The following is a 17,049-nucleotide window of genomic DNA, read 5'->3' on the forward strand; positions in this document are numbered from 1 at the left end:
GTAGGCCGGGTAAGGCGCAGCCGCCACCCGGCAAAGGCCTCAGCGCTGAACCGTCAGCGCAGCAATATCCTGCGGCGTGGTCCGACAGCAGCCGCCAATCAGCTTCGCGCCTGCTTCCAGCCACTGCGGTAAATACCCCGCCAGCGTCTCGCACGTTTCACCGCGGTGATGCCAGGTTTTACTCACCGCATCGTAATGCTCGCCGGAGTTCGGATAGACCACCAGGGGCAGCGACGTCAGGCTGTGCAGATGCGTCAGCGCCGCCGTGGTGTTTTCCAGCGCGATACAGTTAATCCCCAGCGCGACAACCTGCGGGTAGCTTTCCAGCGCAGAAACAACATCCCGCAGCGGCGTTCCGTCGCTCAGGTGCTCACTGTCACGCAGGGTAAATGAGAACCATGCCCGGGCGCGCGGAAACGCCGTCAGCAACGCCGCCAGCGCCTTAATCTCAGTGAACGAAGGCAGCGTTTCACAGGCCAGGAGGTCCGCGCCCGCATCCAACAGCGCCTCTACACGCGGGCGGTGGAAGGCGGTAAATTCTTCAGCGCTACGCACATAATCGCCGCGATACTCGGAACCATCGGCCAGATACGCGCCGTAAGGGCCCACAGATCCCGCCACCAGCAGCGTGCCCGCCTGCGCATTCTCTGCCAGGTACGCTTCGCGCGCTTTGCGTGCCAGCTCTACGCTTTTGCCGATCAGCGTCCGGGATTGCGACTCGTCCAGCCCGCGAGCGGCAAAGCCTGCGGGTGTCGCCTGATAGCTGGCGGTGATCGCCACCTGTGCCCCCGCGCGGTAGTAGTCGAGGTGTACGTCGCGGATCAGCTCCGGATTTTCCATCAGCACTTTGGCCGACCAGAGACTGTCGGCAAGGTTACAACCGCGCGCTTCCAGCTCCGTTGCCATCGCCCCATCCAGCACGACAAACGGCTGTTTTTCAAGGAGGGCGGTAAGCGGATTATTCTGCGACATGTTCAGGCTCCTGCGTGGTCAGATTTCGGGTCAGGTAGTACGCACCATAACACAGGGCGACAAACGGAAGCCCGCAATAAAGGGCAATACGCTGGCTGGGGTCAAACCACAGGCCGACGCAGGCCACCAGGCAGAGGATAAAGCCAAGCACGGGCACCAGCGGATACCATGGCGCGCGATACTGCAACGCGGATAGCGGCTGGCCGGACTGCACGTGACGGCGACGAAACACGAAGTGCGACGCGCAAATGCTAATCCACACCGCCACCACCGCAAAACCGGAAATGGCTGACAGGGCCACAAACACCGTATCCGGCGCGACCACGCTGGAGAACAACGCCAGCACGCCGCCCAGCATGGAAACAGAAAGCGCCGTCAGCGGCACGCCGTTTTTGTTGACGCGGGCAAAGCAGCGCGGCAGCGTTTTCTCGTTAGACAGAGACCAAAGCATACGGCCAGAGGCGTACAGACCCGAGTTCGCCGCCGAGAGGATCGCCGTCAGGATCACGAAGTTAAAGATATCCGCCGCATACGGAATGCCGACCTTTTCAAACACCAGCACGAACGGACTTTTCTCCACGCCAGCCTGCTGCATCGGGATCAACGCCGCCAGCACAAACACGGTGCCAATAAAGAAGATGATGAGCCGGGCGATGGTGGTGCGAATAGCAACCGGAATAACCTTGTGTGGGTTTTCCGTTTCCCCTGCCGCGATGCCGATAAGCTCCGTTCCTGAGAAGGCAAAGTTGACCGCCACCATGGTCATCAGGATCGGCAGGCCACCGTGCGGGAACCAGCCTTCGGCGGTAATGTTGCTTAGTCCCGGCGCGGCAGAGCCGTCCGCCATCGGGATAAAGCCAAAGATGGCCGCGCCGCCGAGAATAATAAAGGCGACGATGGTGATAACCTTGACCAGCGAGAACCAGAATTCCCCTTCCGCGAAAAAGCGCGTGGAAATCACGTTAAGACCAAAAATCACAGCGCAAAAGACAACGCACCACGTCCAGACGGGAACCTGTGGGAACCAGTACTGCATGCAGAACCCGGCCGCGGTAAAGCTCGATCCCAGCGCCACTGTCCACGTAAGCCAGTAGAGCCACGCCACGGTATACCCCGTCGCCGGACCGAGATAGCGGGCGGCATAGACGTGAAACGCGCCGGTTTCCGGCATCGCCACGGAAAGTTCGCCCAGACATTGCATGACCAGCCAGACCACCAGCGCACCGATAAGATATGCCAGCAGCGTGCCCGCCGCGCCGGTTGTCGAGATGATATATCCGGTATTGAAGAATAACCCTGTGCCGATAACGCCACCCAGCGAGAGCATAATCAGGTGGCGGGTTTTCATGGTGCGCTTAAGTTGCCCGTTTTCTTGTTGTGTTTGCATGTTACCTTCTAAACGTATGGACATCTAAACATCCAAAGAAGGAGTGTTATACCGCGATTGTTAACAAAAAGCCACCCGGCGCGACTTCAGCGCAATTATTGGTAAATCCTTAAATCAGTTCTATAGTCGACACAGTTTCTTCTTCACCAGGACTCACTATGCGATTTAACGGACTGACCAAAGGTTTCTTTATTCTCATCCTGGCCCTTGTAACCTGGGCCTTCTTTGACGTGCTGTCTCCCTATTTCTCGGCGATTCTGTGGGCCGCGATCCTGACCATCATTTTCAACCCGGTGAAAAACAAACTGCGTACCGCGCTGGGCGATCGCAACGGGCTGGCTTCACTCCTCACACTCGGCATTATCTGCCTGATCGTGTTTATTCCGTTGATGGTGATCCTTTCCTCGCTCGCGGTGGAACTGAACATGGTTTACACCAGGCTGCAACAGAACAACACGCAGTTCCCGGAAGTGATCGCCGGTATCTTCAACCGCCTGCCGGACTGGGCCAGCGGCTTCCTGGCGGATCACAACCTGACCAACGCCGCGCAAATCCAGAAAAAACTCTCCGATGTCGCGTTACAGGGCGGGCAGTATCTGGCGGGCAGCGCGTTCCTGATTGGGAAAGGGACGTTCGGCTTTGCCATCAGCTTTGGCATTATGCTGTATCTGCTGTTTTTCTTGCTGAAAGACGGGCCGTATCTGGTGCGCCAGATCCTCGACTCGCTGCCGCTGTCTGACTTCGTCAAACAGCACCTGTTCGCTAAGTTTGTCGGCGTGTCGCGCGCCACGGTAAAAGGCACGGCGGTCGTGGCGGTGGTTCAGGGCACGCTCGGTGGTATCGCCTTTGCTATTGTCGGTATTGACGGCAGCGTATTGTGGGGCGCACTGATGGCATTTCTCTCCCTGGTGCCTGCCGTTGGGTCGGCCATCGTCTGGGTTCCCGCCGCCATCTTCCTGTTTGCCACTCACCAGCTGTGGCAGGGTCTGTTCATTGTGGGCTTCTTCGTCATTATCGTCGGGCTGGTGGACAACCTGTTGCGTCCGCTGCTGGTGGGCAAAGACACCAAAATGCCGGACTACCTGATACTGATCACCACGCTCGGCGGTATGGAGCTGTATGGCATTAACGGCTTTGTGATTGGGCCGCTGATTGCCGCTCTGTTTATCGCCTGCTGGAACCTCTTCTCCGGCCGCGATCACGCAGGCAACGCCGAGGAGCTGGACGCAGACTTTATCGAAGAGGGGAGAAATTCTCCGGATCTATAAAGAAAGGCGTTCTGTGAGGCGGCCCTGTGCCGCCTTTTTTTTCACGATAAATCAGAGGTTTTCTATAATCTGAAATGAACGCTCTTCCACATTTGTCGTAGAAGGATCCAACAGGTGCGAATCGCCACGATCACGAACTGGGCTTATGGTGTCACGGTGTGCCTGACCATTGCCTCCGGCATCGTCATGCTGATGGCTTCCCACGCCGATAACATCGAACGTGAAGCCGTTAAACAACGCCAGGTCTTCGATCAGCTGACGGAGGAGATCGAGACAGACACCTGGATGCTCTCCGATCTGGCGCGGCTTTACGTCATCCAAAAAGAGCCCGAGGTGCTTGAGAAATATCAGGCGAAAGAAGCCGAGCTGAAGAATATCGAACACACGCTGCGACAGCTCAAAAATACGGGGGCATCGGGCGAAGAGCTGGCGCTGCTGTACGACGGACTGAAAATTGTAGACGATCTCCAGGATGAACAGCAGGCAGCCATTGACGGCATCGCCCGTGGCGAGGAACAGCAGGCCGTTTCGCTGCTGTTTGGTAAGAGCTATGAGCTGGAACTCGAACGGGCACACAACACTATCGAACGCTTTCGCATGCTGCTGGACAAGCGCATTATTGCCGACGTGCAGGCCGCAACCAAAACGTCCAAAACGCTTCGAACGGCCTCTGAGGTGATGGTCGGCCTGACCGCCCTGCTCTTCCTGTTTGTGATGGTTTTCATCCTCAAGCGCCGCGTACTCCGTCCGGTGGTGCGTCTGAGTGATGTTGTTCATCGTCTTGCATCGCAGGATTACGCCGTCGAAACGCCGAACTTTACCCAGGTTGATGAAATCGGTGATATGGCGCAGGCCATCCGCATCTTCCGTGAGAACGGGCTGGCAAGGCAGCGGCTGGAAAAAGAGCGCGATGCTGACTGGGCCATCCGCGAACTGCTGGCGCGAATGACCCAGCGGTTGCAGGGCTGTGAAAACTTTGCCGACGTGATGAATGTGGCGGAGCTGTTTGCACCCAATATTGCGCCGGGGGTTTCAGGGCGTCTGTATATTCTGGAACGCGAGCCGTGGCAGATGCGCTGTACGGCCGAATGGCTATCGCCAGAAGGGGATAAAAAGCCGTTCCATCCTGACGAATGCTGGGCCGTCCGGCGTGGTCAAAGCCATCCGCCAGTGAATGGCGAGCCGGATATCGGCTGTTATCATCTGCCCGAATCACAGGCGCAGCAATCGCTGTGCGTTCCCCTGATTGCTCAGGGCGAGGCGATTGGATTGCTCTCATTCCAGAACATCACGCCTGAAACCGCGCCGTCCCGCGCCTATCTGGAACTGATGGCCGAGGCGCTGGGACTGGCGCTGGCCAACCAGCGGCTGCGCGATGCGCTGCTGGAAAAAGCCCTGTTCGATCCCTTGACGGGGCTGCGTAACCGCCACCATCTGGAAGATACGTTACGTACTCAAATGAAGCAGGCCGTGCGTAACGAAGAGCCGGTAAGCTGCCTGATGATCGATATCGATCACTTCAAGAGCATTAATGACCGCTTTGGTCATGAGGCTGGCGATCTGGTGATCAAAAGCGTGGCAGCCATTATTCAACGGGCGGTACATGATAGCGGGCTGGCCTTCCGCTATGGGGGTGAAGAGTTTTTGGTGCTTCTTACCGGTGCAGATGAGGAAGCAGCGCACGCCGCTGCAACGGAGATCTACAACGGCGTGCATGCGCTTTCGCTGCGCTACGGGCTTTCGGAGATTGGCCCGGTGGATGTGTCGATCGGGATCGCCAGCTATCCGCAGCACGCGCAGAGCGATAATCTGCTGCGCGCGGCGGACGTCGCGTTGTACCGGGCGAAAGAGCTGGGCCGCTCGCGGATTGTCAGCTTTGGGATGCTGGAGGCGGGCTAAAGGGGTTATTCGAGCCTGAGGTTCAGGATCGCGCGATCGCCCAAAGCACCACCATACCCAGCGAATTACTCCGCTTTTCCACGTACAGGGTGCCATCGATTAAATAATATCCCTGAGGATAACAGATGCGGATCTCTCTCTTGAGTTCCGGCTCATAGACTTCCGCCCCCGAACAGCTATTTCTGCTGCCGGATTCATACCGGTAAGGTTGGCTCCAGGCAGAGTATTCTCCGTTCAGTAGCCAGGCCGCGGTAAAGATGACGAAAATGGCAACCGGCAGGCTGAAGATGATGAGGCCGAGGTAAAGTTTGACAACGTCAACAAGGGTTTTGTCTTTAAACGCCCTCTTCGCGGCGAACATCACCATCGCCACCAGCGGCAGCAGCAATGTGACAGCCGCAAGATACTGTTCCCCCAGGGCCGTAAGAAATGTCACGCGATAAATCTCGATTGACCAGACAACAAAGCCAAATATCAACGCTAACCCGCCAACGATGAGTGGAATTAAAAAGGCATAGCTATCTTTTTTCATGATGGACGGTTCCTTGTCATGCGTCTGCGGTAAGAAGGTTAAGCATCGCTCGGGTGGCTGCCGACTGACGGCGTTTTTACATCCTGATTATGATGGATAAACGTGGGGAGAGATAAAATATATAAACTAGTAGGATAACTAAATTATAATTCTTATACTTATGTTAAAACGTGGAGGCTGAAATGCGATTAATCCTAATGCTGTGCTGCTTTTTAGTGCAAAGCGTCACCCTGGCTGGTGAGTTGCCAAAACCTGCTGGTAAACCCATTTTAACGATTTACGGTAATATCGAGAACACGAATGAAAGTGGAAAAGCCGTGTTTGATATCGCCAGCCTTGAAAAACTCGGTATGGTGAGCTTCCAGACATCATCCCCCTGGTATAATGGCCGCACAAAGTTTGAGGGTGTTCCAATGAGCAAACTCATGGATTATATTGGCGCAAAGGGTAACGTGGTTAATGTTATAGCGCTTAATGATTACGCGACAGCCATCCCGCTGAGCGACTTTAAAAAATATAATGCCATACTCGCTTTGAAGGTTAATGGTGAATATATGCGCATCCGAGATAAAGGTCCGGCATTCATTGTATATCCCTACGACAGTCTTCCTGAATTAAATAATCAGATATATTATTCGCGATCGGCATGGCAGGTCAGCAAAATGAAGATTGAATAGCAGTTCAGGAGAACATAATGAACAGGATACTGGTTGGTATCATTTTTTCTCTTTTTATCACCACTGGATATATTGCTTTTCTTGTTTACGATCGACAGCAGGAGCTCCAAAAACTGACTCATTACACGGAGTCATGGTCTGTCGCCCAACTGGTATCCGAATATTACCGCTTTGAATCATGGCTTGGTCTGTACGCAACCGATTCCGATGACGTTACGATAGACCAGGTCCGGATGCGGCTGGAAATTATGCTAAGCCAGAATGATCTGTTTAAGGAGGGGGATTTAGGACATTACATTAAAAACGTTCAGGCACATCATGACCTCGCGTTAAGCCTTGATAAAATCCTTACGTATCTGGATGCTAACCTCGAAAAAATGAGCCATTCGGATGTAAAAACATACCTTCATACCATGCATTTGCTGGATGCTCCACTCAGTCAGCTTTCATCAAGCGCGTTAACGAAAGACATTAGCACGATTAACAGTAGCAACCATAAAATACAGATCCTGTATTATATTTACTCAGCCCTCTCTTTACTGCTGATCATTCTGAGTATTATCCTGGGTTTTTTAACGATCTATCAAAATAAAAACATCCTTAAAGCGCACAGGCAGGTTGAAAGTCTTGCAGAAGAACTCCAGTTATCCAAGGAGACCCTACAGATTCAGAATTCAAAACTAGAGTATGACGTTTACCATGATTCCCTCACTGGCATGAAAAACCGTCTGTACTTCTGGGATGAGCTCAGCAAACTCAATCTTGAGGCCGAAGAAAATCATGTTCCCGTTACGGTAATGTTATTTGATTTAGACCGATTCAAAGAGGTCAACGATACCTATGGCCATGATGCTGGCGATTTACTGTTACGTCAGGTATCCAGGCGGTTGACCGCCATGAGCAATATTTCAGACAGGTTTTACCGTTTAGGCGGAGACGAGTTTGCTTTTTTAGCCAGTGGGTTAAACGAAAGCGAAGCCGTTTTGCGCGCTAGAGAGATCAGCGAGAATATCAGTAAACCCTATACGATTAATAACCAGCTCATAAAAATTGCCACCTGCGTGGGTATTGTTTTATCAGATAATGAACGACGTGCTGATTATCTTTATAAGTTCGCCGATCTGGCGCTCTATGAAGCCAAAAAGGCAGGCTCACAGCAGATTAAAGTTTTCCGTCAGCGAATGCTTCAGAAGTTACAGGAGAGCAGAACGCTAGAAAATGATATGGCAAGGGCGATAGAAAACAATGAGTTTATTGTTTATTACCAGCCTATTGTGAATTCCGTCAGCAAGGAAATTTACGGCTATGAAGCGCTTATTCGCTGGATGCACCCCGTCAAGGGAATGCTTTCCCCGGATAGCTTTATTTTCGCCGCAGAAAAAACAGGCATGATCAACGAGATAGGTAAAACCGTACTTAAACTGGCCTGTAGGGAAGCGGTCTCCTGGGCTGTTCCGGCCAGGATCTCCGTAAACGTCTCGCCTGTTCAATTAGGCAGTAAATCATTTATTAATACGGTGCAGACCGTTCTGGCTGAGACCGGGCTCCCGGCTAACCGTCTTGAGTTAGAAGTCACGGAGTCATCCCTCTTTAGTGACAGAAATAACCCCATTGCGATTCTGAAAAAACTCCGCGCACTGGGCGTAAGAATTTCCATTGATGATTTTGGCACGGGTTATTCGTCGCTCTCCAGACTCAGCGAACTGAATTTTGATAAAATCAAGATCGATAAATCTTTTGTCAATCCGATATCTACACAAGAAGATGCGCTTAATATTGTGAAGCTTATTACCGGTATGGCTAAGAGCCTTAATATGGGCGTTATAGCCGAGGGCGTTGAGACCGAAGAGCAGCTTGAGCGGCTTCAGGCTCTGGGTTGCGAGCTTGTGCAGGGATATCTTTTCAGCAAACCACAGCCTCAGGTCGACAGCAAAATTAAGAGCGGCCTGGAATGATTCCCTCTCCTCAACCCGATGCCAACCGTGATCACGTTTTTCACCCCTGGGTATTCACTTATAAAAATCAGGTGTTATCATTCACCCCGTAAATACCTTTCAACTCAACCCGAGGCTTTGATGCTGGAGAATGTAATCATCCGATAATCAGCTTACCGACCTTTCCAGGCCGGACTGATTATCAATGCGCCGAAATCGAATGCGGACACCGCTGTGTGTTTGCACGTTTTGCACATGATGATTAAACAGGTTTTCCAGTATGAATTTATCCCGTCAGGAACAACGTACCTTACACGTTCTCGCCAAAGGTGGCCGTATTGTGCACGTCCGCAATACCTCCGGCCGCGTCACCGCCGTTGAATGCTATAGCCGCGAAGGGCTACTGCTGGCTGACTGCACGCTCGCCGTTTTCAAAAAGCTCAAAACCAAAAAGCTGATCAAATCCGTTAACGGTCAGCCCTACCGTATTAACACTACGGGGCTGAATAACGTCCGCGCCCAGCCCGATAACCGTTAAGGAGAGGATGATGGATATCCCACGTATTTTTACTGTTAGCGAAAGCGAACACCGCATTCATAACCCCTTTACGCCAGAGAAGTACGCGACGCTGGGCCGCGTGTTACGCATGAAGCGAGGCACACGCATTCTCGATCTTGGCAGCGGCTCGGGAGAGATGCTTTGCACCTGGGCACGTGATTACGGTATCACCGGTACCGGCATCGACATGAGCCCGCTCTTCACCGCGCAGGCCACGCGGCGCGCAGAGGAACTCGGCGTCAGCGAACGCGTCCATTTCATTCATAACGACGCGGCTGGCTATGTCGCGAATGAAAAATGTGACGTGGCGGCCTGCGTTGGCGCAACCTGGATTGCGGGTGGCGTAGCCGGGACGATGGATCTGCTGGCAAAAAGCCTCAAGCCCGGGGGAATAATGCTCATTGGCGAACCGTACTGGCGTCAGGTACCCGCGACGGAGGAGACAGTCCAGGCGTGCGGCGTCTCGTCGATTGCAGACTTTCTCACTCTGCCCGGTCTGGTTGCGTCTTTCGATCAACAGGGCTATGACCTGGTTGAAATGGTGCTGGCAGACCAGGAAGGCTGGGACAGGTACGAAGCCGCAAAATGGATGACCATGCGTCGCTGGCTGGAGGAAAACCCAGAAGATGACTTCGCGCAGGAGGTTCGGGCGGAGCTGACGACAGCGCCTGAACGTCATGTGACGTACTCGCGGGAGTACTTTGGCTGGGGGGTGTTTGCGTTAATGGCGCGATAATATGGCGCTGGCGGTATAGCCTTGGGGGTATACCGCCATTCGGCGTTTACGATCATGCTTTTTCTCAATCAGTCTAAAGATACAGCGCAGCATTCCCCCGCTAAGAGACAGATATATACAAGTAATGTGTTAACATACAGCTATACGGGTTACGTCATATTAGATAACGATGATCAATAAAATACTGGTAAGTGCATGCCTGACGGGACTCAAAGTACGTTATGACGGAAGCGAGAAAGCACAGATGTCAGATCAGTTGCAGCGCTGGCAGAAAGAAGGACGCCTTGTGATCTTCTGTCCAGAACTGGCCGCCGGTTTATCAGTGCCCCGTCCTCCGGCTGAAATTATTTCTGCTGAAGCTAATGATACATTGCTGGCGCAGGTCAGAATACTTGAAATTAATGGGCAGGATGTCACTGAACAATATCAGCTCGCCGCCAGATTAGCGCTTCGTACCGCTCAGGAGTCAGATTGTACCGCGGCGCTATTAACCGACGACAGCCCAACATGCGGTAGTCAATTTATCTATGACGGTTCATTCAGCGGCCAGCGTAAGTCAGGAATGGGTGTCGCTGCATCGCTACTCTCCAAACATGGTATAGCCGTATTTTCTGAGAAGAGGCTCGCCGATCTGATTGCCTGGATTGATGAAAATGAAAAGTCAGTTCTTTTTAAATAGCTACGGACAAAACTCACTTAATCCGTTTATGTCATTTTTTGAGAAAAACACGCTTCACAAAACCTTTCTGAATCTCATTAATTTTAAGCAGCAATCGATTTGGTGAAACGTTAGCGCGGAAATGTCGATTAGATCAGGGATAGACACATGAAAATTGCTAAAAATATGATCATCTCAGCCATCCTGTTACCTTTCTAGTGATTATCTGCGGATGGCCAATAACGTCATAAAATTTAACGTGCATGGAGCATTCAGCCCACCTGACGACGAGAAGGTTACTCTTCTTCCAGCCGTCAGGTTTGACATAACTTAACGTCACGCAGGCGCTGTGCTACCTGCCACGCCCGCATTTTATTTCACAAATTTCCACACTTCCGGAGGTACCTTGTCGTAAAGTTTCCCCATTGTCAGTTCGGCCAGTCGATGATCGACCGCAGAGTTAAATGTCTCCAGCTCATCACTGGAAAGAGAATAGGTGTTTTTATCTATGAGTTTTTCTAACGTATCTTTTGATGTACACCGCCTGAGTTGTAAAAGCCATTCCTGTCTGGTCATATCGACTCTTTAATTTCAATGGATGAGAGAAAAATTATTATTTATCATACTAATAATAATTTATTGTGAACATTAGCGCTGACTCCGCCAAACCAGGAGTCACCTGCCCGCCTGACTGTATATATCTGGCCTGCAGAGGGATCCGTAATTGCGTCACTCCCGTATTCCCGGTTACGGGGCCCAGAGGGTCAAAACCTGTTCCCATTGTTATCATGCTGCTATCATTTTGCTTTCTGACCTGCATATCTATCCCCGTTGCGCTGCCAGTACCTGATTTGAGACTGAATGAATCAGGGGTCGGATTGCCATAAACGGGATTAATTAATACACTCATTTGGTTTTTATATGTATAATACCCTGGGTAATTACCCGGGCAGTTACCTAATTCAATATTGAAATCCACCCACTGACTGGTACTTCCCACACCGGTGAAATCTGTCGTTTTATATTTTCCCATCGGCACGACCACATCAGGTGTCTGGCATGTAAACGGAATAACATTCACTGAGCCGCTAAAAGATACAGACCCCATCGTTATTTTCTTTCCGTCATAGGGGGTACCATCACTCTTAAATATCATACCGTATATGCCAAAAGTGGGTAGGTCACTCCCCGATAAAACTCCTGGCTGTAAGAGGGAACCGTTAACCAATGATATAATATATGCACCTTTATAACTGCCATGTATTTGGTAGCTTGAGTCAAACCATACCTTATCTACTGTATTAACCGCCATGCCTGGCGGTGAAGCAAGTGCAGTAGATAATCCGACCCCAAATGCCGGAGCATTCATCGCAACGACACTGTAATACCTCATCGCCCCCGAATTAAAAGAGTAAGAGTTACCATATGAATTTAATGGTTCAAGAAAAACAAACATATCATAACTTGAAGAGTCTCCACTAGTTACGTGACAATTATAATAGTTAGCTAGATTAATCGAAAGGAAACCACCTGTATATACTGGGACAAACGAAGAATGGTCAACACCGGGTGAAATACTACCTCCAGGTAATACTATCTCCCTGTGGCCAATATTCGTGTCGTCACAAACAGGCGCAGCTAAGGCCACAGACGGGAAATGCATCATGATGAACAATGAAATAGCGAGTAACATTCTCATGCTACTGCGTGACAGAAACCCTACCGCATTCAGTAACATTCCAGGACCTCTTTCTTCATATTAATTGCTGAATCTTCTTCGGAAACGATGACTTTCATTTTACATTCACCCTGATTACCGGCCTTCAGTTTGAGAATATGAGTGCCTGGCTCAAGGCGAACAAATATCTGCCCGGCCTGGCCGACGGTCGCAATATAATTACCCTTCTCATTACTGAGATCAGCGCCAAAGGGGACTGTTTCTCCTTTCCATCGGGCAGAAATCAGTACAGGGACACCTGTCTGCGTATTATATTTAACCTTTACAATGGCACCGGCGTAGGGGGCCACCTTACGTGATGTGCTATCAAAACCGACATCGTTCGTCGCACCCTTTGGATCGATAGCCACTTCATTCAGTTCATACGCATTCAGATAAGGCACTGCTGCATACCCGGCATTATCAATACTGATACCAGGGTAAGAGGAAACCCGGGCGCCTTCGGCACCTCTGGCTTCAATCAACGCCCAGGTATCTGAGGTGTAAGGGCTGAGCGTTGCACCACCGGAATGCAGGATCACTGACCCATTCGCACCAAATGACTGGCTCTGGTTATGATTACCAACGCTGCTGCTGGCATTAAGGTACGTATAAGGTGTCCGCCACTGCCCGTTAACATACAGGCTGCTGCCGGTTGTGCCGCTGGTATTACGCGCCGTTAACCCATAGCTGTACTGGTTGTCTTTGCCGGCCGTTCCGGACAGGGAGGCCGCTTTTGACCATGAACCATCATTGTTGCGCCCTGTTTCCAGACGCGCGGATGGAACGTGAGTGTCTCCGGCAGTCCCCAGAGGGAAGCTGAGGGACAGAAGCCAGCTGGTATCGCTTTTGCCGTACCAGGTATATGTTCGGTTGACATTCAGTCCGTAAGTGACTGAGTTCCAGCTATTACTGTAACCTACCTGGAACTGTTTATCGGTATCCTCACTGTTCCAGTAATTCTGCAATGAAGCACTTGCGTAGAACTGTCCCAGACCTTCGGGAAGAGACTGGCTGGCAGTCAGGGTATAGCGGCTTTTAGAACGTTTCAGACGCTGTTCATCGTAACCACGCGCCAGCATATCTTTTGTCATCATGGCTGTTGCCAGATCGTAATAGCCCTGCGTTGAAAAACGATAGGTTGCCAGCGTCAGATTGGTGCCCGTCCGGGGGATGAATTTTGAATAGCTGAGTCTGTAGCTCTGTCCTGATGACGTTTTATGGCTATATTCCTGACCATTCGGGTTGCCCGCAAAAGAGGCATGCGACTGGGTGATATCCAGAGAAATCGCCCCGGCCTGGGTTCCTAATGCCATCCCTGCCTGAGCAGCATAATAACCGTCGCTTTGTTGCCAGCCAGTATAGCCCGTCAGGTAATTTGACAGTCCGTGCTGCCAGGTTGCCTCATAAAACTCTGGTTTATCTCTAAGATTGAGCTGGCGTAATTTACCCGCCGTAATAGAATAGCGGTACGACCCCGGTCTAATGAGCTGGGGCATCGCGGTATATGGGACCAGAAAAAAGTTTTCATTGCCATCTGCCTCCCGGACGGTCACTGTCAGGTCACCACCAAATCCTGTCGGATAAAGATCGTTAATGACGAATTCACCCGGGGACACGGTAGTTTCGTAAATAATGGCGCTGTTCTGGCGTACAGTGACTTTCGCATTCGTTCTTGCCATCCCCCTGATTTCAGGTGCATAACCCCGCAGCGAAGCCGGATACATGCGCCCATCACTGGCAATTTGCATACCGGAAAAGGGCAGTGAGTCAAAAACCCTGCCTGTAGTATTAGACTGGCCGACAAGTAAGCGGCCTTTAATGAACGGAATATCCCGCTGCGCATACGAGTTCAGAGACTGATAATCCTTTTTCCCGTCATCTGACCAGGAATAAGAGCCATTATGACGGAAATACCATGCACCAAGATTGAATCCGGTATTTAGCGAGGCAAACAACGATTTATAATCGTAATGACTGGACTGACTTGTCCAGGCGTTGAGGCCATAGCTGAGAAATGCTGCTGGTATACCGCTATCCCAGAGTTCCGGGTTCACGAAACCACGCGCAGAGCGATGGACATATTTTTGCGGCAACGTAATATCCAGTACCTGCTCTCCCGCATCGAATTCGACCCTGGCATTCGGAATGCCAGATAAGATCTCGGTGCAGCCATCAGAATTTGGCAGTCGCACTGTGTCGGTCTCATTGATTCTTTCCCAGGCCAGAGGGATCGCTTTCAGTAATTCAGGCGTTATACAGACATAACCAGATTTATCCGCCCGGCTTTTAATCACGATATTTTCATTCCCTACTTCACTCCCATTTACCCGAATAGAGGCATAATATTTCCCGGGTAAAAGAAAACCGCGCTTTGAAAAGCGGCTGATATCGACGGGTTGATTGTTTTGTAACATCAGTACATCACTGATAAATTCAACGTCCCCGGTCCCGGGGTCAGGTATCACTTCTGACAGAGGATTCTCAGGCTGCGCTCCTGTGTGTTCCATTGCTTCAGTTGAATGCGATATACTGCAAAAACCCGCAACAGCTGCTGCAAGAAAGCTCTTGCGGAAATATTTATTATGGTTTTTCACGTTATATTCCCTGTCAAACAGACGTTATTGAACAGCAGCAGATTTCGCAGTGACTGCGCCATAATCATTGACGGCGTCAAAGTGAATCGTTTGTCCATGCCTTACCTGCAACGGAAACGACTCAGCATCAAAAGGTGCTATCATTTTCCCTTCGGTCTTTTTTCCATTCGCTTTTACGCCAGAAATAGATACATTCCAGGGCGTTTTATTGATGGCCTGTAATTTCCCGTCTACGGTTTTCCATTCGAGCTTATCCGGAGCTTCAATGGATTTCCCCTGAAGCGCCTGCGGCCGATAAAAAAGTTTTATCCGGGTACGAAAAGCGATTTGTAAAAAATTATCATCTTTCTTTGCACTGTTACGTGCTGGCACTTCAAGCACGTTAAGCCAGAATACTGACTCTTTATCTGAAGGCAGGTGTTTTCCGGTAAAACTGATCTGTAGTGTCTGACCTTTGCCGGGATCAACACGGTTTATCGGGGGCGTCACAATAAAGGGGGCAGTGCTGGTATCCGGAGATTTACTCATAACTCCATCATCAACCCAGCTCTGGATAAGTACGGGGGATTTACCATTATTATTAAGTTTCACACTGACAGAGCGCTCGCCCTGAGAGTAAATCACCCGGGTACCGGTAATAACAATACTGGCTTTCACGGGCGCGCTAAGCAGCACCAGAAAAAGTATGCATAGTGAACTCAGTGTCTGAATAAAAAAAAAGGTATGCTTCCGCTGCATAGGCATAAATCCACCCTCTCTGAAAGGGGGCCGAAGCCCCCTGATTAATAAAGTACGTTGAATTACATGTACTGAATGGAGTAAACCACCTGGCTGATAACTGTCCCGGCAGTGGTTGCAGCATCAGCAAAATACTCAACTGAATAAGGCAGATTTGCACTGCCGGATGAAACATCAACATAAGTTGTGTTGGCAGCCTGATTGCCGTTACCCGCCACAATGACATCTCCAGTAGCAGAGGACTCATCACGCAGCTGCAGGCTGACATTCGTTGCCGACCCGCCCTTATTCAGAAGATGTCCGCTGGCTAAATCCACGGTCGGACCCGCTTCAAAGAACGCAGACGCGGTTTTAAGAGTACCCTGGCAGTTAGTCAGCGCGATATTAAAGCCCGTACGCCCCGCAGTCTCACCCAGATTTACCAACTGGTTGGTTCCTACTGTTGGCAGGACAACCGTTGCATTCGCAGCCTGGTTATCAACAACGGCATCACAGGTTGTGGCAGTCAGTTCACCATTAAAAGTAATGGTTCCTGTCGATGCAGCATTCGCAGAACTTACAGTTGCACCCAGAACAGCAAACAGCGTTAACGCAATAGCACTTTTTTTCATGTCTATATCCTTAGATCATATTTATTCACGATAGAGTTGTAATAAGGAGATGTTAAAACATCCTTATCAAACCACTTACTTAGAATGGTGAAAATCACCAGGCACTACAAAAAAACATAAAGCGTTGAGTTATTAATTTTCAGTATTAAGCACTTCATCTGTTCAAACAAATGAATTTTGGCAATAAACAAACAGAGGTAAACCATGGGACAGCGGTTATAGCATCCCTGTTCTAATTTCACTTAATGCTTTCACTACAAAATGAGCTTCCCCATCACCATTAACCAACATTTTCTGATAAGCAGAACGTTTATAATGACTAATTTTCTTAACCCCCGTTTTATACTTAAAGGAACTAAACTGGGCACCGGTTAAGTTAAAATAGTTGAAAATCACCTGTTCCTCTTTTTGGGTAAGAGATATGCCAGGCATAAAACTTACCCTCCCGTACGTCTTAATTACATCTAACATCCGCCATGATGAAAGGCATCTGTTAATTACCAGAAAACCTTTATAACAAAGCGCCATTTCTCTTTTGCCGAGGGTTCTCAGAGAAAAGACAATATTAGTTCTAAAACGCGCAGCGAAATTCCTGATGAGGTGCAAGTCATCCACTGCCAGTATAATGATGCTTTTTTCATTATAGTTTTCAAAAGGAATACCATCAGAAAAACATTCCTGCTGGTTTTGATCTACATAATGACAAAAAACATTTAGATTATTTTCATTCTTTAATAAAAACCCCAACCCATTAAGGTAAAAAT

General features: G+C 50.1%; 16 protein-coding genes. 7 read left to right on the forward strand and 9 right to left on the reverse strand.

Annotation, left to right across the window (positions count from 1 at the left end):
• Positions 1–39: 39 nt before the first annotated feature.
• Positions 40–972, reverse strand: a complete 933-nt coding sequence (gene mmuM, locus INF86_RS19745) for a homocysteine S-methyltransferase (RefSeq protein WP_193543847.1) — start codon at positions 970–972, stop codon at positions 40–42.
• Entirely contained in the window at positions 959–2,359 is a 1,401-nt protein-coding gene (mmuP, locus tag INF86_RS19750) for an S-methylmethionine permease (RefSeq protein ID WP_023305550.1), read from the reverse strand. The genes mmuM and mmuP overlap by 14 nt, the downstream gene beginning before the upstream one ends.
• Positions 2,360–2,517: 158 nt before the next feature.
• Between mmuP and INF86_RS19755 the strand changes: the two genes are divergently transcribed.
• Both INF86_RS19755 and INF86_RS19760 read left to right on the forward strand, forming a co-directional pair.
• A complete protein-coding gene (locus INF86_RS19755; protein WP_022647190.1) occupies positions 2,518–3,627 on the forward strand; it encodes an AI-2E family transporter in 1,110 nt (369 codons plus the stop codon).
• Positions 3,628–3,741: 114 nt separating this feature from the next.
• Positions 3,742–5,526 (forward strand): diguanylate cyclase, encoded by a 1,785-nt coding sequence (locus INF86_RS19760; protein ID WP_048966040.1) that lies wholly within the window; start codon positions 3,742–3,744, stop codon positions 5,524–5,526.
• A 22-nt stretch (positions 5,527–5,548) separates the two neighbouring features.
• Here the strand turns inward: INF86_RS19760 and INF86_RS19765 are convergent, their stop codons facing one another.
• On the reverse strand, positions 5,549–6,058 hold the full coding sequence (locus INF86_RS19765; protein WP_022647188.1) for a hypothetical protein: 510 nt from the start codon (positions 6,056–6,058) through the stop codon (positions 5,549–5,551).
• Between the two features lie 182 nt (positions 6,059–6,240).
• Here INF86_RS19765 and INF86_RS19770 point away from each other — a divergent pair, with 182 nt between their 5' ends.
• The 5 genes from INF86_RS19770 (at position 6,241) to INF86_RS19790 (ending at position 10,643) form a co-directional block, all read left to right on the forward strand.
• The gene (locus INF86_RS19770; protein WP_022647187.1) at positions 6,241–6,735 is read left to right on the forward strand and encodes a molybdopterin-dependent oxidoreductase; all 495 of its coding nucleotides are present in this window, start codon (positions 6,241–6,243) and stop codon (positions 6,733–6,735) included.
• A 17-nt stretch (positions 6,736–6,752) separates the two neighbouring features.
• Positions 6,753–8,690: a bifunctional diguanylate cyclase/phosphodiesterase gene (locus INF86_RS19775; RefSeq protein WP_022647186.1), complete on the forward strand. Its 1,938-nt coding sequence runs from the start codon at positions 6,753–6,755 to the stop codon at positions 8,688–8,690.
• Positions 8,691–8,949: 259 nt separating this feature from the next.
• Positions 8,950–9,207: a YjhX family toxin gene (locus INF86_RS19780; RefSeq protein WP_022647185.1), complete on the forward strand. Its 258-nt coding sequence runs from the start codon at positions 8,950–8,952 to the stop codon at positions 9,205–9,207.
• A gap of 10 nt (positions 9,208–9,217) precedes the next feature.
• Positions 9,218–9,964 (forward strand): cyclopropane-fatty-acyl-phospholipid synthase family protein, encoded by a 747-nt coding sequence (locus INF86_RS19785; RefSeq protein WP_193543851.1) that lies wholly within the window; start codon positions 9,218–9,220, stop codon positions 9,962–9,964.
• Positions 9,965–10,133: 169 nt separating this feature from the next.
• Positions 10,134–10,643, forward strand: a complete 510-nt coding sequence (locus tag INF86_RS19790; protein WP_193543848.1) for a DUF523 domain-containing protein — start codon at positions 10,134–10,136, stop codon at positions 10,641–10,643.
• Between the two features lie 351 nt (positions 10,644–10,994).
• On the opposite strand, the gene hha is transcribed toward INF86_RS19790, so the two are convergent.
• From hha to INF86_RS19820, 6 genes are all read right to left on the reverse strand, one after another.
• A complete protein-coding gene (hha, locus tag INF86_RS19795) occupies positions 10,995–11,198 on the reverse strand; it encodes a hemolysin expression modulator Hha (protein ID WP_038415439.1) in 204 nt (67 codons plus the stop codon).
• 49 nt (positions 11,199–11,247) lie between these two features.
• Positions 11,248–12,315: a fimbrial protein gene (locus INF86_RS19800; protein ID WP_193543849.1), complete on the reverse strand. Its 1,068-nt coding sequence runs from the start codon at positions 12,313–12,315 to the stop codon at positions 11,248–11,250.
• Between the two features lie 35 nt (positions 12,316–12,350).
• On the reverse strand, positions 12,351–14,936 hold the full coding sequence (locus tag INF86_RS19805; RefSeq protein WP_370552887.1) for a fimbria/pilus outer membrane usher protein: 2,586 nt from the start codon (positions 14,934–14,936) through the stop codon (positions 12,351–12,353).
• A 24-nt stretch (positions 14,937–14,960) separates the two neighbouring features.
• Positions 14,961–15,680 (reverse strand): molecular chaperone, encoded by a 720-nt coding sequence (locus INF86_RS19810; protein WP_227414832.1) that lies wholly within the window; start codon positions 15,678–15,680, stop codon positions 14,961–14,963.
• A gap of 56 nt (positions 15,681–15,736) precedes the next feature.
• Positions 15,737–16,285, reverse strand: coding sequence for a fimbrial protein (locus INF86_RS19815; RefSeq protein ID WP_022647178.1), 549 nt, complete (start codon positions 16,283–16,285; stop codon positions 15,737–15,739).
• A gap of 216 nt (positions 16,286–16,501) precedes the next feature.
• Positions 16,502–17,049: hypothetical protein (locus INF86_RS19820; protein ID WP_193543850.1), on the reverse strand; the 548-nt coding region annotated here is incomplete at its 5' end.

The organism is Enterobacter cloacae complex sp. I1M (genome assembly GCF_014982425.1).
Lineage (GTDB): Bacteria > Pseudomonadota > Gammaproteobacteria > Enterobacterales > Enterobacteriaceae > Enterobacter > Enterobacter intestinihominis.